The organism is Paenibacillus sp. MBLB1832, assembly GCF_032271945.1.
In the GTDB taxonomy this organism is placed as follows: Bacteria; Bacillota; Bacilli; order Paenibacillales; family NBRC-103111; genus Paenibacillus_E; species Paenibacillus_E roseopurpureus.
The window spans coordinates 3,095,253-3,118,888 of the sequence record NZ_CP130319.1 but is presented as its reverse complement, the minus strand read 5'-3'; the positions used below and the strand labels follow the sequence as shown (position 1 = coordinate 3,118,888).

26 protein-coding genes are annotated in these 23,636 nt (G+C 47.9%); 19 read left to right on the top strand and 7 right to left on the bottom strand.

All coding sequences use genetic code 11. The features are described 5' to 3' along the window. Positions 1–54 precede the first annotated feature (54 nt). From MJB10_RS13935 to MJB10_RS13865, 15 genes are all read left to right on the top strand, one after another. Complete coding sequence (locus MJB10_RS13935; RefSeq protein WP_314795513.1) at positions 55–1,128, top strand: Gfo/Idh/MocA family protein; 1,074 nt, start codon at positions 55–57, stop codon at positions 1,126–1,128. A 19-nt stretch (positions 1,129–1,147) separates the two neighbouring features. After that, the gene (locus tag MJB10_RS13930) at positions 1,148–1,783 is read left to right on the top strand and encodes a trimeric intracellular cation channel family protein (RefSeq protein WP_314795511.1); all 636 of its coding nucleotides are present in this window, start codon (positions 1,148–1,150) and stop codon (positions 1,781–1,783) included. Positions 1,784–1,812: 29 nt separating this feature from the next. Next, positions 1,813–2,292, top strand: coding sequence for a hypothetical protein (locus tag MJB10_RS13925; protein WP_314795509.1), 480 nt, complete (start codon positions 1,813–1,815; stop codon positions 2,290–2,292). Positions 2,293–2,419: 127 nt separating this feature from the next. Next, a complete protein-coding gene (locus tag MJB10_RS13920) occupies positions 2,420–2,575 on the top strand; it encodes a hypothetical protein (protein ID WP_314795507.1) in 156 nt (51 codons plus the stop codon). 33 nt (positions 2,576–2,608) lie between these two features. Further along, positions 2,609–3,265, top strand: a complete 657-nt coding sequence (locus MJB10_RS13915) for a hypothetical protein (protein ID WP_314795505.1) — start codon at positions 2,609–2,611, stop codon at positions 3,263–3,265. A 1-nt stretch (position 3,266) separates the two neighbouring features. Then, positions 3,267–3,479 (top strand): hypothetical protein, encoded by a 213-nt coding sequence (locus MJB10_RS13910; protein WP_314795503.1) that lies wholly within the window; start codon positions 3,267–3,269, stop codon positions 3,477–3,479. A gap of 77 nt (positions 3,480–3,556) precedes the next feature. Then, positions 3,557–4,438 carry an AAA family ATPase gene (locus MJB10_RS13905; protein WP_397386534.1) on the top strand — a complete coding sequence of 294 codons (882 nt, stop codon included), beginning with the start codon at positions 3,557–3,559 and terminating at the stop codon, positions 4,436–4,438. 3 nt (positions 4,439–4,441) lie between these two features. Continuing rightward, positions 4,442–6,367 carry a nitric oxide reductase activation protein NorD gene (locus tag MJB10_RS13900; protein ID WP_314795501.1) on the top strand — a complete coding sequence of 642 codons (1,926 nt, stop codon included), beginning with the start codon at positions 4,442–4,444 and terminating at the stop codon, positions 6,365–6,367. A gap of 183 nt (positions 6,368–6,550) precedes the next feature. Next, positions 6,551–7,729, top strand: a complete 1,179-nt coding sequence (gene purT / locus MJB10_RS13895) for a formate-dependent phosphoribosylglycinamide formyltransferase (protein WP_314795500.1) — start codon at positions 6,551–6,553, stop codon at positions 7,727–7,729. Between the two features lie 170 nt (positions 7,730–7,899). Then, entirely contained in the window at positions 7,900–8,373 is a 474-nt protein-coding gene (locus MJB10_RS13890; protein WP_314795498.1) for an acyl-CoA thioesterase, read from the top strand. Positions 8,374–8,559: 186 nt separating this feature from the next. Continuing rightward, the gene (locus MJB10_RS13885) at positions 8,560–9,042 is read left to right on the top strand and encodes a DUF2975 domain-containing protein (protein ID WP_314795496.1); all 483 of its coding nucleotides are present in this window, start codon (positions 8,560–8,562) and stop codon (positions 9,040–9,042) included. A 10-nt stretch (positions 9,043–9,052) separates the two neighbouring features. Next, positions 9,053–9,268 (top strand): helix-turn-helix domain-containing protein, encoded by a 216-nt coding sequence (locus MJB10_RS13880; RefSeq protein ID WP_314795494.1) that lies wholly within the window; start codon positions 9,053–9,055, stop codon positions 9,266–9,268. A 9-nt stretch (positions 9,269–9,277) separates the two neighbouring features. Continuing rightward, positions 9,278–10,516: a DUF4153 domain-containing protein gene (locus MJB10_RS13875; protein ID WP_314795493.1), complete on the top strand. Its 1,239-nt coding sequence runs from the start codon at positions 9,278–9,280 to the stop codon at positions 10,514–10,516. 105 nt (positions 10,517–10,621) lie between these two features. After that, positions 10,622–11,452, top strand: coding sequence for a VanW family protein (locus MJB10_RS13870; protein WP_314795488.1), 831 nt, complete (start codon positions 10,622–10,624; stop codon positions 11,450–11,452). Continuing rightward, a complete protein-coding gene (locus MJB10_RS13865) occupies positions 11,449–12,255 on the top strand; it encodes a DUF817 domain-containing protein (protein ID WP_314795486.1) in 807 nt (268 codons plus the stop codon). Before MJB10_RS13870 ends, MJB10_RS13865 begins: the two co-directional genes overlap by 4 nt. Positions 12,256–12,279: 24 nt before the next feature. On the opposite strand, the gene MJB10_RS13860 is transcribed toward MJB10_RS13865, so the two are convergent. Genes MJB10_RS13860 through cysT form a run of 4 tightly spaced genes read right to left on the bottom strand, consistent with a single transcriptional unit; the run spans position 12,280 to position 16,137 of the window. Next, a complete protein-coding gene (locus tag MJB10_RS13860) occupies positions 12,280–13,395 on the bottom strand; it encodes a sulfate ABC transporter substrate-binding protein (RefSeq protein ID WP_314795483.1) in 1,116 nt (371 codons plus the stop codon). 42 nt (positions 13,396–13,437) lie between these two features. After that, positions 13,438–14,523, bottom strand: a complete 1,086-nt coding sequence (locus tag MJB10_RS13855) for an ABC transporter ATP-binding protein (RefSeq protein ID WP_314795481.1) — start codon at positions 14,521–14,523, stop codon at positions 13,438–13,440. Beyond that, positions 14,513–15,343, bottom strand: a complete 831-nt coding sequence (locus tag MJB10_RS13850) for a sulfate ABC transporter permease subunit (RefSeq protein ID WP_314795479.1) — start codon at positions 15,341–15,343, stop codon at positions 14,513–14,515. Before MJB10_RS13850 ends, MJB10_RS13855 begins: the two co-directional genes overlap by 11 nt. Then, entirely contained in the window at positions 15,340–16,137 is a 798-nt protein-coding gene (gene cysT, locus MJB10_RS13845) for a sulfate ABC transporter permease subunit CysT (RefSeq protein ID WP_314795477.1), read from the bottom strand. Before cysT ends, MJB10_RS13850 begins: the two co-directional genes overlap by 4 nt. A gap of 283 nt (positions 16,138–16,420) precedes the next feature. Here cysT and MJB10_RS13840 point away from each other — a divergent pair, with 283 nt between their 5' ends. From MJB10_RS13840 to MJB10_RS13830, 3 genes are all read left to right on the top strand, one after another. Further along, positions 16,421–17,251, top strand: a complete 831-nt coding sequence (locus MJB10_RS13840) for an alpha/beta hydrolase (RefSeq protein ID WP_314795476.1) — start codon at positions 16,421–16,423, stop codon at positions 17,249–17,251. Positions 17,252–17,271: 20 nt separating this feature from the next. Continuing rightward, entirely contained in the window at positions 17,272–17,481 is a 210-nt protein-coding gene (locus MJB10_RS13835; protein WP_314795475.1) for a YezD family protein, read from the top strand. Between the two features lie 139 nt (positions 17,482–17,620). Then, positions 17,621–18,568 (top strand): alpha/beta fold hydrolase, encoded by a 948-nt coding sequence (locus MJB10_RS13830; protein ID WP_314795474.1) that lies wholly within the window; start codon positions 17,621–17,623, stop codon positions 18,566–18,568. 357 nt (positions 18,569–18,925) lie between these two features. Here MJB10_RS13830 and MJB10_RS13825 read toward each other — a convergent pair whose 3' ends face one another. Genes MJB10_RS13825 through MJB10_RS13815 form a run of 3 tightly spaced genes read right to left on the bottom strand, consistent with a single transcriptional unit; the run spans position 18,926 to position 21,327 of the window. After that, positions 18,926–19,906 carry an electron transfer flavoprotein subunit alpha/FixB family protein gene (locus tag MJB10_RS13825; protein WP_314795473.1) on the bottom strand — a complete coding sequence of 327 codons (981 nt, stop codon included), beginning with the start codon at positions 19,904–19,906 and terminating at the stop codon, positions 18,926–18,928. 30 nt (positions 19,907–19,936) lie between these two features. Then, positions 19,937–20,701 (bottom strand): electron transfer flavoprotein subunit beta/FixA family protein, encoded by a 765-nt coding sequence (locus MJB10_RS13820; protein ID WP_314795472.1) that lies wholly within the window; start codon positions 20,699–20,701, stop codon positions 19,937–19,939. 38 nt (positions 20,702–20,739) lie between these two features. Next, entirely contained in the window at positions 20,740–21,327 is a 588-nt protein-coding gene (locus MJB10_RS13815; protein WP_314795471.1) for a TetR/AcrR family transcriptional regulator, read from the bottom strand. Positions 21,328–21,601: 274 nt separating this feature from the next. On the opposite strand from MJB10_RS13815, the gene MJB10_RS13810 reads away from it, so the two are divergent. Continuing rightward, complete coding sequence (locus MJB10_RS13810; RefSeq protein ID WP_314795470.1) at positions 21,602–23,632, top strand: (Fe-S)-binding protein; 2,031 nt, start codon at positions 21,602–21,604, stop codon at positions 23,630–23,632. The last annotated feature ends 4 nt before the right edge of the window (positions 23,633–23,636 follow it).

The following is a 23,636-nucleotide window of genomic DNA, read 5'->3' as shown; positions in this document are numbered from 1 at the left end:
CGCCATTTATAATAGATAAGATTGTATTCTAACAGGTTCTGGAGGGTCAGCTACATGTCAGTAGAGAAACGAATTCGCATCGGTATAATCGGTGCTGGAAATATCGGGAATGTCCACATGGAGACAATTAAAACGTTGCCAGGGGCACAGCTTGCGGGCGTGACGGATGTTTATTTGCCACTTGCGGAAAAGAGAGCGAAAGAGCATCAAATCGAGAAAGTTTATGCAAATTCCGATCAACTGTTAGGGGATCCGTCAATTGATGCTGTCGTCATCGCTGTGTCGAATGAATGGCATGCACCGATTGCAGTTCAAGCACTGGAGGCTGGAAAGCACGTATTACTTGAGAAGCCGATGGCGATTGATCTAGCGTCTGCTCGTCTTATCGTAGAAGCTGAGCGCAAAGCAGGCAAAGTTCTCATGATCCCGCATCAAATGCGTTGGGAAGCACCTGCGATTGCTGTAAAGGAGCAAGTAGAGAAAGGCGCGCTTGGCCAAATTTATCATGCAAAAGCAACGTACTTACGTCGTAAGGGGATTCCTGGATGGGGAACTTGGTTTACGCAAATGGACAAGTCCGGCGGCGGTCCGCTGATCGATCTTGGTGTACATATGTTGGATTTATCCCTGTATCTCATGGGCAATCCGAAACCTGTATCCGTGTATGGCGCAACGTATGCGGAATTTGGCCCTCGCAAGCAAGGGATCGGCACATGGGGGGCACCGAACTGGCAAGGGAAATTTGATGTCGAAGATTTGGCGACAGCTTTAGTTAAATTTGATAATGGTGCAACGCTCTCGTTAGATGTAAGCTGGGCAGGTCTGCTGGAAACGGATAATTTGCCAAGTGTTCAATTGCTGGGAACAGAAGGCGGAGCTTATTTAAAAGGTTCTAAAGGGAAGTTGTTTGCGGAAAAATTTGATCGTATTGTGGAAACTGAAATTTCTGCGCCAGCAGCGAATGATGATCCGCGTGCTCGGATGATCCAGCATTTCTTGACTGCGATTGAGAGCAGTACACCCCCGATCACATCCGTGATGACGGGCTATACGAATAACTTGATTCTCGATGCGATTTACCGTTCGTCGCAATCGGGCGATGAAGTGAAATTGAACTGGGACATCTAGAAGACAGGGGCTGCAGGAAGTGAACTGGGAGTTGTTTAGTATCATCGGTACGATTGCCTTCGCGGTGAGCGGCGCAATTGTGGCAATGGAAGAGGAATATGACATCTTAGGTGTCTATGTGCTGGGACTTGTCACTGCGTTTGGCGGAGGAATTATCCGTAACCTGCTCATTGGTAAACCGATCGTCCTCTTGTGGGAACAAGGGGTGTATTTCCAAATCGCTTTATTCGCGATGACACTTGTTTTTTTCTTGCCTGTGAAGTTTATTCGTTTATGGAAAACGTGGGAAGCTTTCTTTGACGCCATCGGTTTAGCTGCATTTTCTATCCAGGGGGCGATCTATGCAACGAATATGGGGCATCCGCTGAGCGCGATCATTGTTGCTGCGGTACTTACAGGGATTGGGGGGGGGATCGTACGCGATGTATTAGCGGGGCGCAAGCCGTTGGTGTTGAAAGACGAAATCTATGCCGTCTGGGGGATGCTAGCTGGTGCGGTAGTTGGGCTTGGATGGTCGCAAGGTACATGGCAATTAGCTGTGTTGTTTTGCATAATCATTATCCTAAGGATGTTTTCAGTCAATTACAAATGGAAGCTGCCTAAGCGCTCTTTGCGTGAAGCGATGTCGGAATCGGTACATAGATCTGATAGCTAAAGGGAGCATGGTACGAGGAGGTGAGCCAATTGGAAGCATCATTGACACACATGCAGAAAATTGCCGCAGACGTGATGGCCGAACGGATCATTTCGGTAAAGGAATTACTTCAAACGGAGTTGGATTTGTATGAAGTCGTGAAAGATACGGTAACAGGCGAGCATTATTTGCACTATGCCTATATGCATCGTGATTTCACGAATACAGGCGTTCCGGAGTCATTCCATTACTTGATGCCGATAGAAAGCGATGATGTGTTGGGCTTTATTTTTGGTGAACAGGGGTATGCATATCCCGAGCATTGGAAGTCTTCATTTTTACGAAATGGGCCTGAGGGCTATTACATTTGGTGGGATCCCTCGCATGAAGCGGACCAATTGGAAGATGAAGCTGTCGCGGCGGACTTGCTGAATAAGCTTCGCGCATTTCATGAGCAGGGCCAAGTTGATCCCGACTCTGTGCGCAAGCTGCTCGAAGAAATGGACGAAAGCCGCAAACGAGACGAATAAGATTTATCGTAAGAGCCGTCAGGGTTGCCTGACGGTTTTTTCATGCTTCAATGTTTAGTAAAAATAAGGTAAATAGACCATATTAACACTACATACACTTGAGTAATGGGAAAGGAGGGTGCTTAACTTGGACATGGACGCATATCATTTTGCTAATTTAGGGGTACCTGAAGGTTTAATGCAAGATCTGCGAGATTTGGAGTCACGTATGAAAGAGGAATTAGGGTATGATGTCACACTCATCGCCTACGCGAAAGAAAACGCTGATCGTTTAAATAACTAATTGGATATAGATAGAGACATAGGGGGAATTCTGTTGAAAAAGTTTACGATGTACACGATGATGGCGGTTGCGTTTTGGACACTTACAGGATGTTCCTCGTGGGATGGCATTCACGCTAAGAAAGCGTCTGTATCTATTCAAAGTACGGGATTAGCCGATAAAAGTGAAAATGATCAAAAACATACTGTACTGGACATGTCATCCCCTTCACAGCAAGCGAAAGCGCAAGATGATCCACAGCCGCGAATCTCTTATTTATCGATGAATCGTGAATTAGCCGATCAATTGATGCAAGTTGCGCATCTCGGTTCGACGGCGGTTGCCATGACCGATAAGCATATTTATGTAGCTGTTGATTTGGGGGAAGCGAAAGAGAAAGGGGCCGATCAGACGGCCAAAGATTTAAGTAAAACGAATGATCCTGCGAAGGAAGCGGGTTTATTCGGATCAGGCAAAGGCGCGCAAATGGATTGGGTAACAGCAAAGCCGATCCCGACGGAAACGAGCCAAGCTATTCGCCACATGTTGACCCGTATCTATCCAGATTCAACGGTGTTTATGTCTTCGAATCCGCTTTTTGTCAGTCGAATGATGTATTATGACATGCAACAGCGCAATAACAAACGCATGGAGACTTACCTGAACGAGTTTAATACGATGGTCCAATATGCGTTTCCAGTAAGCCAATGATATGAGTAACAAGTTCAAAGTTCGTGCTTATTGCAGCTCGCGCGCATGTGAATATGTACATCCAGATGATGTGATGGTCGCCATTAACTATGAAACAGCTTATAGCTTGGCCCACTATTATAACGAATCTCCCAGCAAGCCCAGTTGTCCTCGGTGCGGGGAAGCGATTGCGTTCTATGCACATGCCATTATTGAGGAGCCATGGTTCAACTAAGTAGCTTGACAATATGTGCTTTCCTGATAAATAGTAAGGAGATATTGCAATCAGGAAGGGATTTTGAAGTTATGGAAATGAAAACGATGTACGGCATGCCTGGAGAGATTCACGCTTATTTGGACGAACGGAAAGCAATTGTTCATACAGAAGAAGACCGTCGCTTAGTGGGAAACGCAGCGTATGAAGCACCGTCAGAGGACATTCTTACGGATGCGTTGCTTTCCCTTTACCTAGGCAAAAACGTCCTGCTGAAAGGTCCTACGGGTTCAGGGAAAACCAAGCTCGCTGAGCATGTGTCTGCGCTTTATAATCTCCCAATGCATAGCGTCAATTGCTCCACGGATTTGGATGCGGAAGCGTTGCTCGGTTTCAAAACATTAATACATGATGAGCAGGGGAGAAGCCAAATCATTTTCGTACCTGGACCGATCACGAAGGCGATGACGAATGGACATCTCTTGTATATCGATGAGATCAATATGGCGAAGCCTGAGACCTTGCCATTAATTAATGGAGTGCTGGATCATCGCAGATCGATCACGAATCCGTTTACTGGCGAAGTGTTGACGGCACATGCTAATTTCCGCGTCGTGGCGGCCATTAATGAAGGCTATATCGGCACTGTGCCGTTAAATGAGGCGTTGAAGAATCGATTTGTGACGATCGAGGTCCCTTATCTTCAAGGCGATGTATTGTTCCAATTGTTAAAAAGCCGCAGCAAACTGCGCGATGAGAAGCTGCTTCGTACGTTCGTCAAACTGTCTGCGGATATGCTGTCGCTTATCGAAATGGGTCAATTGCCAGATGAAGCAGGGTCGATCCGAGCGTTGCTAGATGCGTGTGATTTAGCGGCATATATTCCGCCAATACGTGCGATTACGCGTGCTATTGCAGATAAATTGGAAGATGAAAGGGAACGTGCAGCCGTGCTTAATATCGCTGAAACGTTCGTATAAGCTATGTTCGTCGGGAATCTGAGCAGGCTGGATGATAAAATTGATGCCATGCTGCATATGCAGTTGGTGGATTTGGCACGTTTATTTACGAAACGAGGCAAGCTTGAAGTGGAAGCTGGCTTTCATGCTCATTATGAGGAATCTGAATCCCATATGGCGGTTAGTCAATTTTGGTGGGATTATGCATTGCCAGATAAGACAGCTGGCATGAAGAGCGATGTGTATCTTCGTTGTTTGGGAAGTGCATGGTTTACAGGTAGAGAAACGGTTAGAGAATATTTACTTTATTGTTCCACGGCGAAGTTGCCGAAGTTAGCGAACAGTCTGTTCGCCCTCTGCGAAGACATGAGGTTGGAACGCATTTGTCGGGGGATGCGGCCAGGGATGGGAGCTGTTTTTGCTCATCGGCATCGACTCTTAGGTGGATACTTTCACCATAAGCTGCGCACACATTTGAACAAAGGCGAGTTAGCTGATGCGCTGCTGCTATTGGTGTATGGGTGGTTTACAGGGAAATCGTGGCAGGCGGAATTGGATGCGCTAGAAGGCGGTCAAATGAGCAGGTGGATGTCAGGATCATATCGTTATCTCGAGCAAATGGAAGAAGCTAGGTATACAGCTGATGTCGCGGCGTTATGCTGGCAAATGATGGACGAGCTTTCAGGATGGCTCCTGAAGGATGCTGTGTCGGCTTATTTCTGGATGCAGCTTGGAAGCGGGACAGAGGAACCGCTGCCTGCGGATTATAAAGGCGAGCTCAAACGCGCGAAGCGGCTCGCGAACGATGATGTGCTCCCCGCGCAGGAAGGGGAGCGTCAGTTGCAGGGCCAAGAGCGGCTGCCGACTTGGCACCGCGAGAGTCAGGACCACAGCCCTGGGCTGCTGCGGTTCGAGCTCGAGCGCGGCTCACGCACAGCCGCGCAGGGCTCTGCGCCCCGTGAGGGCGATGCCGCCGATGGGGCGCTCGCCATCACCCAGGGGCGCTCGCAGCGCGCCCAGCGCACCGGCGCCGCCGCTGAGCGGCGCCAAGGGCTTGCCGTGCCCCCTGCGGCGGGGCACGGCGAAGGCGAGGTCGCCGCGTTCGCGACGGCGACCTGGCTCTTGCCTGAACGTCCTACTGCTTCGCAGGAGGACGGGTTCAGGCGCCTCCGCGAGCGCGCAGCGCCGCTCGCGAAAGCACTCCAGCGTGCGATACGGCGCACGCTGGAGCAGAAGCGGATCGCCCCGCGCGGCGATCGCAGGTTCGGCCGGCTCGACAAGCGGCTGACGCGAGCCGTAACACAGGAGCTGCCGCGCCTCTTTTACAAGAAGCAGGCGCCAGTCCCGCAGCTCGACGCAGCGTTCTCGCTGCTGGTCGACTGCTCTGCGTCCATGTATGACAAAATGGACGAGACGAAGCTCGGTCTCGTGCTCTTTCACGAGACCCTGCTCTCCTTACGAATCCCCCACGAAATTGTGGGATTCTGGGAAGACGCGGACCGCGTGACCGAGCAGGAGGCGCCCAACCTGTTCCAGGTTGCGGTTGATTTCAGCTCCTGCCTCGCGGTGGGCGTTGGGGCGGCTCTGATGGGGCTTGAGCCGCAGCAAGATAATCGCGATGGCTTTGCCATCCGCGAGATGACGAAGCGGCTGCTGCGGCGCACAGAGCGGCAACGGATCCTCCTTGTGTTCTCGGATGGTGAGCCTTCGGCAGCCCATTATAACGATATCGGCATTCTGGATACGCACGAAGCTGTCCTGCAAGCAAGACGGCTCGGCATCGAGGTGATTAGTGTTTTTCTAGCGAATGGTGCTGTACATGAAACGGAAGTTATCGCCATGCGCAATATGTATGGGCGAAGCTCCATCGTGGTACCGAATGTGGAGAAACTCTCCGAGCAATTAGTGCCTATTCTGCGCAGACTGCTGCTGCAATCGATTCAGAGCTGAATGGACGCGCTAACTCTGCATTTCAGCGATGTGATCTTTCTTTTACCTAAGAAATCCAGTACAATAGATCAGGGTTCATAACGGCAAATTTCGCCAACCTCCGACAAAGAAGCGGAATCGATTATTTTTTTCATCCATAATTCATTACATACATTCATTTTATTTTAGGGGGACCAATCGCACATGTACGGAGCACCATTATCGCATCAAGCAAAGAAAATTATGTTACTTGGTTCAGGTGAACTTGGTAAAGAAGTGATTATCGAAGCGCAGCGTTTAGGGATCGAAACGATTGCCGTTGACCGTTACGCGAATGCGCCTGCCATGCAGGTCGCGCATCGGAGTCATGTTATATCCATGTTGGATGGGGAACAGCTTCGTGCTGTTATCGAGCAGGAACGTCCAGATCTCATCGTACCCGAAATTGAAGCGATTGCTACTCACGTATTAGTTGAGCTTGAAAAGGAAGGCTACCGAGTCATCCCGACTGCGAATGCTTCCCGCTTAACGATGGATCGCGAAGGCATCCGTCGTCTAGCATCTGAAACATTAGGACTACGCACAGCCCAATATGAATTCGCGAATAGCTTAGAAGAACTTCATGCTGCCGTTGCAAAAATCGGAACACCGTGCGTGATTAAGCCGATTATGAGCTCCTCAGGCAAAGGCCAAAGCGTTTGCCGTACGCCTGAGAACGTCGAAGATTCATGGAACATCGCCATGGAAGGCGGGCGCGCCAAAAATGCTCGCGTGATCGTAGAAGAGTTTATTCATTTTGAATCGGAAATCACTTTGTTGACTGTTCGTTCCGTTTCTGGTACAACCTACTGTGAGCCGATCGGCCACATCCAGAAAGACGGCGACTACATTGAGTCCTGGCAGCCGCACACGATGAGTGAACAGCAAATTATGGATGCGCAGCATATGGCCAAAACAATAACGGACGCACTTGGCGGACATGGTCTGTACGGCGTGGAACTGTTCTTGACAGCTGACGGCGTCTACTTCAGTGAAGTATCGCCTCGCCCGCATGATACGGGTATGGTGACGATGGCGACGCAAGATTTAAGCGAATTCGCTTTACATGCAAGAGCCATTCTTGGTTTCCCGATCACAGGTGTCCGCCTGTTGACGCCAGGTGCCAGCTACACCTTGAAAGCAGATCGCGAGCAAGTTGAATATACCATTAGTGGGATCGATAAAGCGCTAACCGTCCCGAACACGCAAGTTCGTATCTTCGGCAAGCCAGAAACGAAGGTAGGACGCCGCATGGCGGTGGCCTTGAGTTCTGGAGAAACTGTGGAACAAGCGCGCAAGTACGCGAAGGAAGCCGCAAGTCAGCTCACCCTGAGCTACGAGTGAGAAAACCTCTATCGAGGCCATTCAAAGATGAGCGACCGCGTTTAGAGGTAGGTTTTATCGCCAATAAGAAAGCTGTTTTCGGAAGTCGAAAACTTATACTTTCTTATGTGGAAAAAACTGTATGACAGCAGTGCCTGTACATCTGAGGTCATCATCTGGAGGCAAGCCGTATGGAACCAAAAGCAGCAAGACTGTCACGTACCGTGTTAACGGAAATCATATTACCCGCGGATACGAATTATCATAATACCGTGTTCGGCGGTCGCGTCATGCAATATATCGATAAAGTTGCAACCATTGCGTCTATGCGTCATTGCCGTAAAAGTGTTGTCACCGCTTCGAGTGACAGCTTGGACTTTTTTGCTCCTGTTAAGTTGGGAGAAGCAATTCAGTTGGAAGCATTCGTCACATGGACCCATCGAAGCTCGATGGAAGTTTTTGTGAAAATCGAGTCAGAGAATTTGCTGACAGGTGATAAAAAGCGCACTGCGAACGCATTCCTGACCTTCGTCGCCTTAGACGAGAATGGGCAGCCGACGCCTGTGCCAGGTATTGTAGCGGAAACAGAGGAAGAGAAGCGATTGTTTGAATCCGCCGAGGCGCGGTTCACGGCTCGTAAGCTTCGCAAGGAATCCCGACTGTAAAAATAACGCCAAAAAGTCACTTCCGAATCTAATCGGAGTGGCTTTTTATTGTTTATTCCGACCCCTAACAGTTAGCCACCTATCAAACTCCAATAAGACATATCCATGAAAACAATCAAAATATATTGTAAAACGATAAATATTATGTTAAATTCAATGTAAAATTAACGAATTGAGGTGCGAGTGATGGAACGCGGAACAACACTCTTTTTAAAGGTGACGATCATTTTGATGGGATTGCCGGTGCTTGCTTTGTGCATATTTGTGGTGCCGGAAATAGCAGCATATGCCTTAGAATTGTATCCGAATTTTAGTGCGTTGAAGTATCTGTTAATGATCGATTTGTACGCTTCGGCGATACCGTTTTACATTGCGTTGTATCAATCCTTTAAACTTTTAACCTATATTGACAAGAACCACGCATTCTCGGAATTATCTGTCGAGGCACTCAAGAAAATCAAATACTGTGCATTCACGATCGCTGGTTTGTATGTGCTTGGTATGCCGCTCTTCTATCTATTTGGGGAGAGGGACGATGCCCCAGGTGTCATTGTTATCGGCATGGTTATGATTTTTGCCTCTATGGTGATCGCTGTATTTGCTGCTGTTCTTCAGAAGCTTTTGAAAAATGCCATCGATATTAAATCTGAAAATGATCTTACGATCTGAGGTGACTCCCATGGCGATAATTATTAATGTTGATGTGATGCTGGCCAAGAGGAAAATGAGCGTTACCGAGCTTTCGGAAAGAGTGGGCATCACGATGGCTAATCTTTCGATTTTGAAAAATGGGAAGGCCAAAGCCATTCGATTATCTACGCTCGAGGCGATCTGCAAAGCGTTAGATTGTCAACCCGGCGATATTTTAGAATATAGAATGGACGAAGGGAGGTAACACGAGGACATGAATAATCCGATTATTGAACATTTATCGAACCCCCATGAGCTGGAGAGGATGTTTAGAAGGGACCCTGAAGCTTTTAAAAGGTCATTCTCCTCCGCTTGGGAGCAAAACCCTGATTCACAGGTGCTTGCCGCATGGCACGAAAGACTGTATTTCAAAGAGGGCGACACGGCAGAGAAAGCGTCTTTTATACAGAAAGATTTTATCATAATGGGCATTTTAGCCATTCTAGCTGGGGTCATTACGAGGATCCTCTTTCAGTTTGTCGAAAAGGAAGCAATTGCTCCGATAAACCTTGTGTTTGGCGTTCTTCCCTTCATGGCGATTTACTTTGTTACCAATAATTCCCCGCGGAAAAAGATTGTGTACACCCTAGCAATTTCATTCCTACTCTCTGTGATTTTCCTGAATCTGCTGCCGCTTGAGCAAACAGACAGTACGATGCTGGCGTATATTCATCTGCCGATCTTCTTATGGGTCGTCGTAGGGCTTGCCTTTACAGGGAATGACTATGACAGGGGCAGCAAAAGATTAGCTTATCTGAAGTGGAATGGCGAACTTGGCATTCTCTATCTCAGCATGGCTATATGCGGAATGTTGCTTTTTGGATTAACGATGCGGTTATTTAGTTTTGTCGGCATGCATGTCGAAGATTTTTATTTTAGGAATGTCGTCGTATTCGGTGCTGCTGGGCTCTCCATTGTAGCTGCATATCTGGTATCCAAGAACCTTAAGCTTGCCAAAAATATTGTTCCGTATATAGCCAAAATCTTTAGTCCGCTTGTATTAGTCACCCAGTTGGTCTATCTGATCACGGTGATCTCAGTCGGTAAAAACCCGTTCTTGGACCGCGATTTCCTTTTATCGTTCAATGGCATACTGCTTGGTGTGTTGGCTGTCACGATTTTTTCCATTACCGAAAGCAACTCGGATGAGAAAAAAACATTTTCCGATTATATCAATTTTGCCCTCATTGTCCTTGCGCTGATCATTGACTGTGTGGCTTTATCAGCTATTGTGTTCAGGCTTTCTTCCTATGGCATTTCGCCCAACAGACTTGCTGTTTTAGGCATAAACATCCTGATCTGGGTCAATCTCATCTGGATTTTGCTGCCGTATTTGCGTTTTCTGCAAAATAAAACAGGACCCTCACCGATCCAAGATGCGGTTACGAAGTACTTGCCGCTCTACGGGCTCTGGGCAGCTATTGTGACTGTTGCGTTTCCTTTGATTTTTTAAGTAGAAATCTCGACCGCTCCACAACTTTTTTTGCACCACCGAAGTCAAATAGAAGAGGGGGCATGCTGCCGAGAACCCAATATCTGACTAAGGATGGAAAAAACCTTGAAACGACAAGAACTCAAACATCGCATTGGGAAGAGATTCCCTTTCCTGTATCAATTACGCGTGAAGCAGCTCATACTCAAAAGGCGTATTAAAAATCTCGATCCACGTATACGTTATGCAGCGAGAAGAGAAGAGCGGACGTTGCCTTTTTCTGTGAAAAAGCACAAATCGATTCTGCGACGCGTGTTAGGCAACACGGATCCTATTTTACAAGAGAACAAAATTGTTAATTTACAAATTGCGATTGGGCATGTCGATGGCATTGTAATTGGGCCTGGGGAAACGTTTTCCTTCTGGCAAAGGATTGGTCTTCCGAGCAGAGAAAAGGGGTATATCGAGGGTCTGATGCTGTCACATGGGGAAGTGCGTGTAGGACCTGGCGGAGGGCTGTGCCAACTGGCGAATATGTTATATTGGCTGGCTCTGCATACCCCTTTAGCCATTAAGGAGCGGCATCATCATAGTTTTGATCTGTTTCCTGATGATCGCAGAGTGATTCCATTTGGGACAGGAACGAGTGTTTTCTATAACTATGTTGATTTACAATTTTACAATCCGACATCGCATTCGTTTCAATTTCGTTTGCAGGTAACCGCCGAGTATTTGGAGGGTTCCATCCACTGTGAGTCGGAATTGCCGCTCGTCTACAAAGTGAAAGAAAAGAATCATGCCTTCTATGAGCGTGATGAGAAATGGTACCGAGGCAATGAAATATGGCGGCAAACGGTTTCGAAAGAAGACGGCGCCATCCTTACAGAAGAGCTGATGAACGTCAATCACGCTGAAGTGAAATACAGCCGATCTGACAATGCAAAGGAGAGCTCATGAAAGAGCAACAGGTGAAGGAATTTCTCATTTTTGTCTGGAAAGAAGCGTTATGCTGCATTTTTCCTGTTATTATCTTTATGACTTTAGCACTTTCCAAAGTAATTACGATTCCTTACTTACCCCGCTATGATTTGATTTTACTTGTCTGCATCCTTGCGCAAATTGGTTTGGTTTGGACAAAATTAGAGAGTGTAGATGAACTAAAAGTGATCACCGTCTTTCATCTTATCGGCCTAGGGCTCGAGTTGTATAAAGTGCACAAGGGCTCTTGGTCATATCCAGAGGAAGCTTGGACCAAATTCGGGGGCGTTCCGCTGTATAGCGGCTTTATGTATGCCAGTGTGGCGAGTTATGTGTGTCAAGCGTGGAAACGATTCGACTTGCATCTGCTGCATTGGCCGAGACCGTGGCTGGCTTTCCTATTGTCCGTTTGTATTTATGCGAATTTTTTCACGCATCATTATGCTTTTGATTTTAGATGGGTGCTCATTGCTGCGTTGTTCGTGTTGTTTTACAAATCGAAAATCCGATTCACGGTCACGACAAAGGCGTACCATATGCCGACGATGCTATCGTTTATGCTTGTTGCTTTTTTCATATGGCTTGCGGAAAATATATCTACATTCCTCGGCGCATGGCGCTATCCGGACCAAGAGATCTCCTGGCGTATTGTACACTGGGGCAAAATAAGTTCTTGGTTTATGTTGGTCATTATTTCTATCATGATCGTCGCAGAGCTAAAACGAATTAAATATCCGGAGCAGGTGGAGTCTCCGAACATGCGAAAACCCCAAAGCGAATGAGCTTCGGGGTTTCTTTGTGCGATATTATTTTGCTCCGCCTTCGGCAAGGATCGTTTCCCAAATAGCGCCTTTGCCGTAAAGCTCTTTGTTCACTTTATCCCAACCGCCCAAGTATTCAATATTGAATAGACCTGCAGGCGTTGTGTAATTTTTCTCATATTGCTTCGCAACTTCTGGAAGAACGGAGCGGAAGCCTTTGTCAGAGAATACTTTCTGAGCATCAACAGAGAAGAGGTAGTTATAGAAGGCTTGAACCGCTTCACGATTGCCGTGTTTATCAACGTTTTTATCAATAATAGCAACTGGATTCTCGATGGAAGTCGTGTATTGCGGAATCACTTCAACGTACTTTTTGCCCGATTGAATGCGCGCAATCAGCTCGTTCTCGTATGTGATAATCGCATCGCCAACGCCTTTATCGAAAGTAGCGAGGGAGTCGGCACCGCTTTTATCCAGTACTTTAATGTTTTTGTAGATTTTAGCGACAAGGTCTTTGGCAGCAGCAGGATCTTTTTTGCCAGCAGCTTCGGAAATTTTCAGACCAGCACCGTAGACTGCGTTAATATCCCATTTTGCGCCGCCAGACGTACTTGGATTCGGAATTAACACTTCCACACCTGGTTTTGTCAAATCGGACCAATCTTTGATGCCTTTCGGATTGCCTTCACGTACACCGATCGCCGCGATGGAGGTCGTTACGAATCCTTTTTGCGGAGTATTTTTCCAGTCGTGTGTGATGAGTCCTTTTTCTACGATTTTTTGAATATCGCCTTCGAGTGAAAGCGGCGCAATATCCGCTTCAAAACCTTGAATAATCGCAGTTGCTTGTGAACCTGAGGCTACGTAGGATTCTTGGAACTCAACGGTTGTGCCCGTTTTCTTCTTGTAATCTTCCTTGAATTTCGGCAGGATGACGTCAAAGGAATCTTTCAAAATCGAGTAAGCACCAATCGTAATCGTGACCTTACCGCCATCAGCCTTAGGCGTCGTGCTCGCCGCTGCTGTTGCAGCAGCCGTAGAAGCGGCTGTTGGTGCACTTGTGCTTGCAGTTTTGGTTCCGTTTGATCCGCAAGCCGTCAACGTAATACTTGCAGTGAGCAGTACGGCAGAAACTAGGCCTAGCGTTTTAACATTTTTCATGGTTAATAACTCCCCTTCTTTAGTAAACCTATAACTTTATAATTATATGAAGACAGGCTGTGGATCTTGTTTGGCCTGATTATCAATCCAGGATGTCCCTGATTGGGTGAAAACGGAAACCTGGTGAATCAGAATGTTGACCTCGTCACCGACTTGGTAAATGCGGTCTTTCACAGGTTGATAGGCGAATAGCTTGTAATGGCCCGTATCCATTTCCAAATACCAGGAATCGCCGCGGAAGTGGACGTGTGTGACTTTGCCTTTCTCTCCAGCCGTCGCGAGATGACTCACATTACTCGGTCGAACTTCGATATTCTCAGGTCGGATCAGGATATTCACATCGGGATACCATTTCCCATCGACTTGCAGATCAGCCAGCGTTGGAAACCCGACAAGCGGAGAGTAGGAGGGAAGCACGTTGGATTCGCCAATGAACGATGCAGCAAAAGAGGAGGCAGGTTTCGTGTAAATTTCCCACGGTGTGCCTTGCTGCTCGATTTTGCCGCCCTGAACCAAAATAATTTCATCTGCGACTTCAATCGCTTCATCTTGGTCATGCGTAACGAAAAGTGTCGTTACCTTGAATTCATTGATTAAATTTCGCAGCCAGACGCGAAGCTCTTTACGGATTTTGGCATCGATTGCGGCAAAAGGCTCGTCGAGCAGCAACAGCTTCGGCTCAGGCGCTAGCGCTCTTGCGAAAGCAACACGTTGACGTTGCCCGCCAGATAGTTGGTGCGGATATTTCCGCTCATGACCGGCAAGCCCCATTAAGTTCAATAGATAGGTTACCCGGTCCTGAATCTCGGCTTTGGATTTTTTAAGTACTTTGAGTCCGTAAGCAACATTCTCGAACACCGTCATATGCTTGAACAGGGCATAGCTTTGGAAAACGAACCCAATCCCGCGCTCCTGCACTGGGAGATGCGTGGCCAGCTTGCCATCGAAATAAATATCGCCGCCTGAGGGACTTTCTAAACCGGAAAGCATCCGCAGGATGGAGGTTTTACCTCCGCCGCTTGGGCCGATTAAGCCGACGAGATGACCCTCTTTTATTTTAAAATTGACATCTTTAATCGCATGAAACTCTCCGTAATGCTTATTTAATCCTGTGACCTCAATGTGCATGCGGGGTTCCTCCTCCGTGATTTCTCGTTGCTTCACTTCTGCGCTTCAACCACTCTAAAATTAATAAGATCGAAATGGAAATGAGTCCTAATACGAATGCCACGCTGTTGGCAGCGACGAGATGGAATTGCTCTGCGTCTTGATAGACAAGGGTTGTAGCGGTTTGTGTTTTATTAATGATGTTACCGGAGACGACCAAGATCGACCCGAACTCCCCAAGCGCCCTAGCTATTGTTAAAATCAATCCGTACACGACACCCCAGCGGATACTCGGCCAAGTAACTTGGATGAATGTGCGCCATGGACCTGCACCCAAGGTGGCAGAAGCTTCTTCTGACTGTGTGCCGATTTCCTCTAAGAGTGGAACGACTTCGCGTATCATCAAGGGGAAGGTGATGAACATGGTGGCAATTACCATCCCTGGAATGGCATAAACAATTTTCATGTTATGGTCTTCCATGAATGTTCCTAATGCCGTATTTGGTCCGAAGATCAAGATGACCATTAAACCGACAATGACGGGCGATACGGCGAAAGGAAGATCAATAATCGCGTTGATGATCGGTTTCAACCAGCGTGATATCCAAGTACCGCGTACAATTTCAATGGAAAGATAGACACCTATAATCGTATTAAGCACCGTTACGACTGTAACGATAAGGAATGAGATTTTCATTGCATGCAGGGCTTCTGGACGAACCAGTGCGTCTAAGAAGGCTTGAGGGCCATCAACGAATGCCCCAACGGTAATCCCTAAGAAAGGCAATATAATTAGTAGGAATATGACCAAAAAAGAAAGGCTGATTAGTAGTTTTCTCATGCAAAGCGCCCCTTCCCACGATGGATGACCCATAAAATCAGGACAGAGAGCGTTAGAAGGACGAGCGAGATGGCTGCTGCACCTTCAGGGTTATAGTTCTGCGTTTCACCATATATATAGACCGAGGCGACCATCGTTTTCCCAGGCAAATTCCCCGAAATTAACGAAATAGCTCCGAACTCAGCCAATGATCGTGAAAAGGCGAGCATACTGCCTGCAATCGTACCTGGTAGAAGAGCTGGTAGCACAATGCGGAAGAACGTATAGAACCGGTTTGCACCTAGGGTGAAGCTGGCTTGTTCTTCGGCGGGATCAATTTGCTCTAATAACGGTTGAACAGTTCGAACAACGAATGGAAAAGTTACAAAGACAAGACCGATAACGATCGCGGTTTGATTGTAAAGTAGTTTAATACCCGCGTGGTCTAGCCAAACGCCTAGTGGACTTTGAGGTCCTAGTAGGGTTAAGAACATTAAGCCCGCTACAGAGGTTGGAAGGGAGAATGGCAAATCCACCATACTATTGAGAAGACTTTGCCCCCAGAATCGGTAACGTACAAGTACGTAAGCGATCATTGTTCCAACTATAGCTTGAATTACCGTTGCAAAAATACTGAGTTTTACGGTTAACATAATGGATTTCCATGCTAAAGGTCCCGTGACTTCTTTCCAGAAAGGATCCCATCCTAGCGAAAAGCCTTTGACGTAAATGGTTGCGATGGGGATAACAAGAAGCACTATTAAGTAGCCAATAAGCACGGATCGAACCGTCGCTTTCCAAACCTTATTACGCATGAAACACCACCCAATCTTATAAAGCATACCAAATTACTTGGTTTTATTACATCGAATATAACAGCGTCATGATTATTCTGTCAATAAGAAAATACGGAAAATTTTCGGTAAGTTAGCTCTTATTTTTCCCTTATATAGTTAACAAATGTTTATGGCCAAAAATGAATGTGAATTACGCAAATGATGCATTGACACCCACAATTTGGCGTGCTAAGATAAGTTTAACTTTTAAATCCGACTAAACTAATCAGAATAATATGAGTAATGAAAGGGAGTTACCATCATGGAGCATGCCATCACGATTCAAAGCGAAGAAATCGAATTAGCCGCAACGTTGCATTATCCGACGAATCAACAACCTGCGGTTCAAGCTGATTGTCAGCGCTGGCCCTTAATCATTATTTGTCACGGATTTATTGGGAGCCGAATCGGAGTTGACCGGCTGTTCGTGAAGGCAGCTCGCACGTTAAGCGCACAAGGGTATTTTGTATTACGTTTTGACTATGGAGGGTGTGGAGAAAGCTCTGGTGATTATGGAGCAGGCGGGCTGGATGTGCTGATTGAGCAGACACGACGAGTCATTGATTATGGTGCTTCCCTTGATTGTGTGGATCTCAGCAGAATTATTCTTCTTGGTCACAGCTTGGGAGGAGCCGCGGCTGTCTTAACGGCAGCGAAGGATCATCGGGTGAAGACACTCGTGTTATGGTCACCTGTGGCACATCCGCACAACGATATCGTGCGCATTGTCGGGAAGAACGAGTACGAGAAGCTGCCGAGAGGCGGCACGATCGATCATCACGGGTATCGACTTACGAGTCGATTCTTCGAATCATTATCCCAGCATCAACCGTTTGAGCAATTGCGCAAATTTAGCGGTGATGTGCTTGTTGTTCATGGCACTGCGGATGAGATCATACCCGTAGATTATGCACCTCTATATCAGAAAATGTTCTGGCTGCGCCAACAAGGTCAATGTGATCTGGAGCTCGTTTATCAAGCTAACCATACGTATTCTACGTCATCGTCAACAACAGAATTGTTGGAGAAAACGGGCGATTGGCTGAATTTTACGTATAAACGAAACAAGGAATGGAACGATTGGACAATTTAATGAGAGTTGGAGGCAGGACGATGGCGAAACCACTAGAAGTAGATGAGATTTGGGTAGCAAGAATCAAGCAAATTTTGGATGGCTTAGAGTATGGATCCGTTCAGATTGTAGTGCACGATGGCAAGATCACTCAGATTGATAAGACCGAGCGCAAAAGATTCGAAACAGCTCCGGTCTCACAAGCTCCTTTGCAGGCTGTGAAATCCAATAAAGCGAAGAGTAAAGTTTAGCTCGCATTTGCAATCATACACATTGATTAGCCCTCTTTCCTCGGAAAGGGGGCTGTTTTCATTCGTTAGACAACGTATACTAAGGAGGAAAAGAAGTTCGTTCCATCGCTTTGAAAATGGTAACCGAAAGGGGCATCTTATGCGCAAGGAGCATTTCATTTGGATAGATTCACAGGATCATCCTCACTATGTGTATGAATGGCTTCCATCGGACGGAACCGATGTTAAAGGTGTTGTGCAAATCGCCCATGGCATGGCGGAAACGGCAGCCAGATACGAGCGATTAGCGGAAGTTTTAACGAAGCGAGGCTATGCCGTATATGCGCAAGATCATCTCGGACATGGCTTAACCGCAGGGTCGCAGGATGCGTTAGGCAAGTTCGGTAAAGACTGCTTTCACGCTATGGCTGCGAATATGGGGGGAATCACCCAGCATTTGCGAAAGCGCTATCCTAGTGATATTCCATTGTTTGTGCTGGGGCACAGCATGGGTTCCTTCCTAACTCAGTATTACATGGGCACATATTTGAAGGAACATCGGGATGATGTGCAAGGCATCCTATTATCGGGGTCCAATGGGAAACAAGGCGCAGCTCTCGTTGCGGGGATTTTTGTTGCGACCCTGGAAGCGGCATTGCGCGGGGATCATTATCGAAGCGTGTTGCTGACGGCGCTTACATTTGGCAGCTATAATACGAGCTTTAAACCGAATCGGACGGCATTTGATTGGCTAAGCAGAGATGAGCGTGAAGTTGATGCGTACATCGAGGACCCAGCATGCGGCGTTGTGTTTACTTCGGGTTTTTACCGCGATTTCTTCAAAGGACTGAAAGAAATTCATACCCCTGCGTATCTGCAGCAAATACCGAAGGATGTGCCGATTTATATTTTTTCAGGGGAGGAAGATCCTGTCGGCGAGCGTGGGGAAGGTGTGCGCAGGCTGATCAAGGCCTATGAACGGCTAGGAATAAAAGATGTAATTTACAAGCTCTACCCTGGGGGACGGCATGAGATGCTGAATGAAATCAATCGCGATGAAGTGATGGCGGATGTGGCGAATAAGTTGGATGCATGGGTGGGGAGTTAGTGAGCAGTGGTGCCAAGAGCAGAGAGTTAGTCGGAAAAATCGATTAATTCGGGAGGAGTGGCGTAAAGTGAGAGGAGTAAGTCTGAAAAATCGATTAACTCGGGAGAAATGGCGTAAAATGAGTGGAGTAGTTGGAAAAATCGATTAATTCGAGAGTAATGGCGTAAAGTGAGTGGAGTTAGTGGGTAAATCGAGTAACTCCGGAGAAATGGCACAAAGTGAGAGGAGTTAGTCGGAAAAATCGATTAATTCGGGAGAAATGTGGCAAAGTGAGCGGAGATAGTCGATAAAATCGCTTAACGCGTGAAAAAGCCCCCTTCGCGCAGTCGCAAAGGGGGCTAAACTATGTCATCTGCGCTAAGCGAGCAGCTTCCGGAACTCCTCGGTCAGCAGCGGCACGACCTCGAATAGATCGCCGACGATCCCGTAGTCGGCGACTTTGAAGATCGGCGCCTCCGCATCCTTGTTGATCGCGATGATGACGCGCGAAGAGCTCATCCCCGCCAAATGCTGAATGGCGCCGCTGATCCCGCACGCGATGTATATTTCCGGCGTCACGACCTTGCCGGTCTGGCCGATCTGCATCGCGTACTCGCAGTACCCCGCGTCGCACGCGGCGCGGGAAGCTCCGACCGCGCCGCCTAAGACGGCAGCCAGCTCTTCGAGCGGCTGGAACCCCTCGGCGCTGCGCACGCCCCGTCCGCCGGAGACGACGATCTTGGCTTCTGCCAAGTCGATGGCGCCGGACGTTTTTTTCACGACCTCCCGAATGATGCTGCGCAGGGAGGGAGCGGGATAAGCAACATCGATAAGCTGCGCCTGACGCGAGGCGTCAGGGGCTGCGGGCGCGATGTTGTTCGGTCGTACCGTAACGACCCACGGCGCAGCAGGGTCGGTGAACGCTTTCTTCTCCACGGCTTTGCCAGCGTACAGCGGCCGGGTGAACTGCACGTTATCGCCGCTGCGCTCGATGGCGGTAACGTCAGAGATTTGGCCCGCTGCCAGCGAAGCGGCAGCCAGCGGTGCAAGATCTCGGCCGACCGCAGTGTGGCCGAAATACAGTGCATTTGGCCCAGCGACCGCAATCACGGCCAACAATGCACTGAGGTAAGCTTCAGAGTTATAGCTTTCCAGCTGCGCATCCTCAACGACATAGATGGTGTCCGCGCCATAGGCAGCGAGTTCTCCAGCCAAAACCTTACTGCCAGCGCCGATCAAAACAGCGGCAAGTGTATCGCCATCGCTCGACGAGAGCTGTGCCGCGCGCAATGCTTCAAAGGATACTTGACGAAGCTTGCCGCCGCGAGCTTCTGCAACTACGAGAAATTGTTTTGCCATCGTTATAGCCTCCCATACTTTTCATCGTATTTAGATCACTTTTGATTCATTACGCAGCGATTGCACGAGCTCCGCCACTTGGCTAGCGAGGTCGCCTTTCAAGATGCGGCCTGCTTTGCGCTCAGGCGGCAAGGTTAAGGATGTGCGCGCAGTTTTGGCTATAATCGCATCAGCACCAGGGATATCATCCAGCGATAAGTGCTGGAACGGCTTTTTCTTCGCTTTCATAATGCCAGGAAGGGAAGGGTAACGCGGTTCATTCAAGCCTTGTTGTGCTGTGAAAAGGGCAGGGAGCGGCACCTCAATCACTTCAATGTCGCCTTCCGCATCGCGGTGGACGACAGCCGTGCTACCGGAAATGTCCAGTTTCGTTATCGAAGCGACATGTGGCAGGCCGAGCAGAGAAGCTAAGCGAATGGCGACTTGACCAGCCCCGTTATCCACTGAGAAGTTACCACCGAGCAACAGATCTATGGACTGTTCGCGCAAATAATGCGCAAGGATTTCTGCAATTTCATACTCATCACCAAGTATGCGCTCATCTGAGATCAAGACGGCTTCATCTGCGCCCATAGCAAGCGCAGTGCGCAGCGCTTCGGCTGTCCGTTCCCATCCAACGGAGACGAGCGTCACTTTACCGCCATGCTCATCGCGCAATTGAATCGCTTGCTCAACCGCATATTCATCGTACGGATTAATGACGAACTTCGCGCCATCCTCTTGAACGACGCCACCTTGCAACACAATTTTCTCCTCGGTATCAAACGTTTGCTTCAATAGTACAAAAATGTCCATAGTGGGGCTCCCTCCTGAATATACATGAATAGAAAGCTTTATTTCTCAATCCCATGCATGAAAAAATCGAGTGTAGGCCCAACCTGCGCCGTTAACGAATATTTCTGACCTGAAATCAGCCAGGACGTGACGACTTCATCCATGCCTCCAAAAATAAGAAGCCTCACGAGCTTCACATCCAGATCAGGGCGGAAGCTTCCGTCTAACTTCCCTTTTTCTAATATATTTTCGATGAGGATAATATATCTCTTGAGGGCAAGGCCAATCTCTTTGCGCAGCTCAAGATCGCTCTGGCGAAGCTCAATCTGGGTCAGATAAGCCATATGAATGTTATTTTCCAGCTCGCTAAAATGAATTTCACAAATCTTGCGAAGCGCATCCTTCGCGCTGCTGCTCTCATCGACGGCACGGTTGAATTTCTCAACAAGCTCGCCTAATTTTTCCTGAAAAAGGCTGGTAAGGATATCCTCCTTCTTCTTGAAGTAGAGATAGATGGTACCATCTGCGACCCCAGCTTCTTTGGCAATACGGGAAACTTGGGATTTATGAAATCCATTCTCCGCAAAAACCTTCATGGCGCCTTCGAGAATCGCATAATACTTGTCTGGTTTTTTGCTACTTGTCAAGGAGATCACCTCGGTGTTAAGATACAGATATCGGTGAATGAATACTCATTCATTTTCATAATTTCATCATAAAATACGCAGTACGCCTTGTCAACGACTTATTCCGCTTAGAGGGCAGTAGGGAGGTTTGTCGGCTTACTCTTCACCATGAAGCATGTTTCTACTCTTAGGAAAAAAGGGATCTATGAAATTTGCTTTTTTCTGTTGTCTAGATGTAAGCGTTATCAGAACAAGCGAAATGAACTGGTAATCCAATCATTAAGGGGGTTCCTCCATGATCTCTACGCTGATTCAATTTCTCCTCTTCCTGACGGTGACGGGTTTGGCGCTCTACGCGTTTGGTCGTGTCGTCTACCATCGATATCTATATATCCGCTTAGGGAAATCGGTGAATTTGAAGAAGGAAGCGAAACAAAGACTCCAAGTGTTTATGGTTCAAGTGTTTGGCCAGACGAAGTTATTGAAGGACAAAAAGAGCGGCATCATGCATATCGTCATCTTTTATGGCTTCATTATTCTACAGCTAGGTGCTTTGGACCTTATTTTAAAAGGATTAATTGACCATGGGTTACCGATTCCTGGTTACCAGTACTTCACTCTCATGCAAGAAGTGACGGTTGGCTTGATCGTACTTGCCATGGGCTATGCGACTTACCGCCGATATGTGGAGAAGCTGAAACGTCTCAAGCGCGGATGGAAGCCGAGTATTGTCGTATTTTTCATCGTGTTCTTGATGCTCAGCGTTGTGATTAGCGGTGGCTTTGAACGCGTGCGGGAAGGTCTTCCGGCTTCTGGATTCGCCCCGTTGACATCGGCTTGGGCCGCCTTATTTGAAGGGATGTCACACTCGGCCGCAACGGTTGGTTTCTACGCAGGCTGGTGGATGCATTTGCTTATATTGCTATCTTTTCTAATCTATGTACCGCAATCGAAGCACTTTCACATCATTACCGCTCCGATCAATATTTTGCTTAGGCGCACAGAGCCGACAGGGAAGTTGGCTTCGCTCAATCTGGAGGATGAAGATGCAGAGTCCTTTGGCGTAGGTAAAATTGAGGAGTTTACGCAAAAGCAGATGCTGGATTTCTACTCATGCGTAGAGTGCGGGCGTTGTACGAGTGTGTGCCCTGCGAATACGACAGGTAAGCTCTTGTCGCCGATGCATCTCATCACGAAGCTGCGCGATCATTTGACGGAGAAGGGTGCAGCGATTACGTCGAAGTCGGCATGGGTGCCAGCAATGGTATTTGCGCCAGCCGCACACGGCAATCCGCTGGAAGCGGAATTGATTGGCGACGTCATCACGGAGGAGGAGTTGTGGGCTTGCACAACTTGCCGGAATTGCGAGGACCAGTGTCCTGTTGCGAATGAGCATGTGGATAAAATCATTGATATGCGCCGTCACTTGGTACTCACGCAAGGCAATATGCCGCACGATGGTCAACGTGCGCTTCAGAACATTGAAAGACAAGGGAATCCTTGGGGTATCTCCCGCAATGACCGTGTGAAGTGGGTCAAAGAGATGGACCCGAACGATGACCTGCAAGTACGAACGGTTAAAGAAAACCCAACCTTTGAGTATTTGTTCTTCTTAGGGTCGATGGGCGCTTACGATAATCGCTCTCGCAAAATTACCCATGCATTCGTGAAATTAATGAGGGAGGGAGGTATTTCTTTTGCCATTTTAGGAAACGAAGAGAAAAATTCGGGTGACACCCCGCGCCGCTTGGGGAATGAATTCCTATTTCAACAGTTGTGTGCGGACAATATTGCAACGTTCCAGAAATATAAAGTGACGAAAATTGTGACAACTTGCCCGCATACGTATCATACATTCAAGAACGAGTACCCAGAATTTGGGTTAGAGGCTGAGGTGTTTCATCATACGGAATTATTGGATCTATGGGTTCGAGAGGGACGATTGCAGCCGCAGTATGAAGTCAAAGAGCGCATCACGTACCATGATTCCTGCTACTTAGGCCGCTATAACGAGGTGTATGAAGAGCCTCGCAACGTTTTGCGCGCCATTCCGGGTGTGGAACTTGTGGAACAATCGCGATCTCGTGAGAACAGCATGTGCTGCGGTGCAGGCGGCGGGATGATGTGGATGGAGGAAACGGCGGGAACGCGTGTGAATGTTGCGCGAACCGAGCAGCTTCTAAGTGTTAAGCCAACGGTTATTTCCTCCGCGTGTCCGTATTGTTTGACGATGGTGGAGGATGGCACGAAGTTGAAGGAAGTTGAGGAGCAAGTGAAAGCGCGAGATATCGCGGAAATTTTGGCGCAATCGGTATTTGGAAACTAGGAGG

Bases quoted from the DNA above. Each gene is read 5' to 3' on its own strand.
- MJB10_RS13835 (WP_314795475.1), top strand. From the start codon at position 17,272: ATGGCGAAACCACTAGAAGTAGATGAGATTTGGGTAGCAAGAATCAAG.
- MJB10_RS13840 (WP_314795476.1), top strand. From the start codon at position 16,421: ATGGAGCATGCCATCACGATTCAAAGCGAAGAAATCGAATTAGCCGCA.
- MJB10_RS13820 (WP_314795472.1), bottom strand. From the start codon at position 20,701: ATGGACATTTTTGTACTATTGAAGCAAACGTTTGATACCGAGGAGAAA.
- MJB10_RS13890 (WP_314795498.1), top strand. From the start codon at position 7,900: ATGGAACCAAAAGCAGCAAGACTGTCACGTACCGTGTTAACGGAAATC.
- MJB10_RS13810 (WP_314795470.1), top strand. From the start codon at position 21,602: ATGATCTCTACGCTGATTCAATTTCTCCTCTTCCTGACGGTGACGGGT.
- MJB10_RS13905 (WP_397386534.1), top strand. From the start codon at position 3,557: ATGAAAACGATGTACGGCATGCCTGGAGAGATTCACGCTTATTTGGAC.
- MJB10_RS13865 (WP_314795486.1), top strand. From the start codon at position 11,449: ATGAAAGAGCAACAGGTGAAGGAATTTCTCATTTTTGTCTGGAAAGAA.
- MJB10_RS13885 (WP_314795496.1), top strand. From the start codon at position 8,560: ATGGAACGCGGAACAACACTCTTTTTAAAGGTGACGATCATTTTGATG.
- MJB10_RS13880 (WP_314795494.1), top strand. From the start codon at position 9,053: ATGGCGATAATTATTAATGTTGATGTGATGCTGGCCAAGAGGAAAATG.
- MJB10_RS13855 (WP_314795481.1), bottom strand. From the start codon at position 14,523: ATGCACATTGAGGTCACAGGATTAAATAAGCATTACGGAGAGTTTCAT.
- MJB10_RS13935 (WP_314795513.1), top strand. From the start codon at position 55: ATGTCAGTAGAGAAACGAATTCGCATCGGTATAATCGGTGCTGGAAAT.
- MJB10_RS13910 (WP_314795503.1), top strand. From the start codon at position 3,267: ATGAGTAACAAGTTCAAAGTTCGTGCTTATTGCAGCTCGCGCGCATGT.
- MJB10_RS13850 (WP_314795479.1), bottom strand. From the start codon at position 15,343: ATGAGAAAACTACTAATCAGCCTTTCTTTTTTGGTCATATTCCTACTA.
- MJB10_RS13860 (WP_314795483.1), bottom strand. From the start codon at position 13,395: ATGAAAAATGTTAAAACGCTAGGCCTAGTTTCTGCCGTACTGCTCACT.
- MJB10_RS13825 (WP_314795473.1), bottom strand. From the start codon at position 19,906: ATGGCAAAACAATTTCTCGTAGTTGCAGAAGCTCGCGGCGGCAAGCTT.
- cysT (WP_314795477.1), bottom strand. From the start codon at position 16,137: ATGCGTAATAAGGTTTGGAAAGCGACGGTTCGATCCGTGCTTATTGGC.
- purT (WP_314795500.1), top strand. From the start codon at position 6,551: ATGTACGGAGCACCATTATCGCATCAAGCAAAGAAAATTATGTTACTT.
- MJB10_RS13830 (WP_314795474.1), top strand. From the start codon at position 17,621: ATGCGCAAGGAGCATTTCATTTGGATAGATTCACAGGATCATCCTCAC.
- MJB10_RS13875 (WP_314795493.1), top strand. From the start codon at position 9,278: ATGAATAATCCGATTATTGAACATTTATCGAACCCCCATGAGCTGGAG.
- MJB10_RS13900 (WP_314795501.1), top strand. From the start codon at position 4,442: ATGTTCGTCGGGAATCTGAGCAGGCTGGATGATAAAATTGATGCCATG.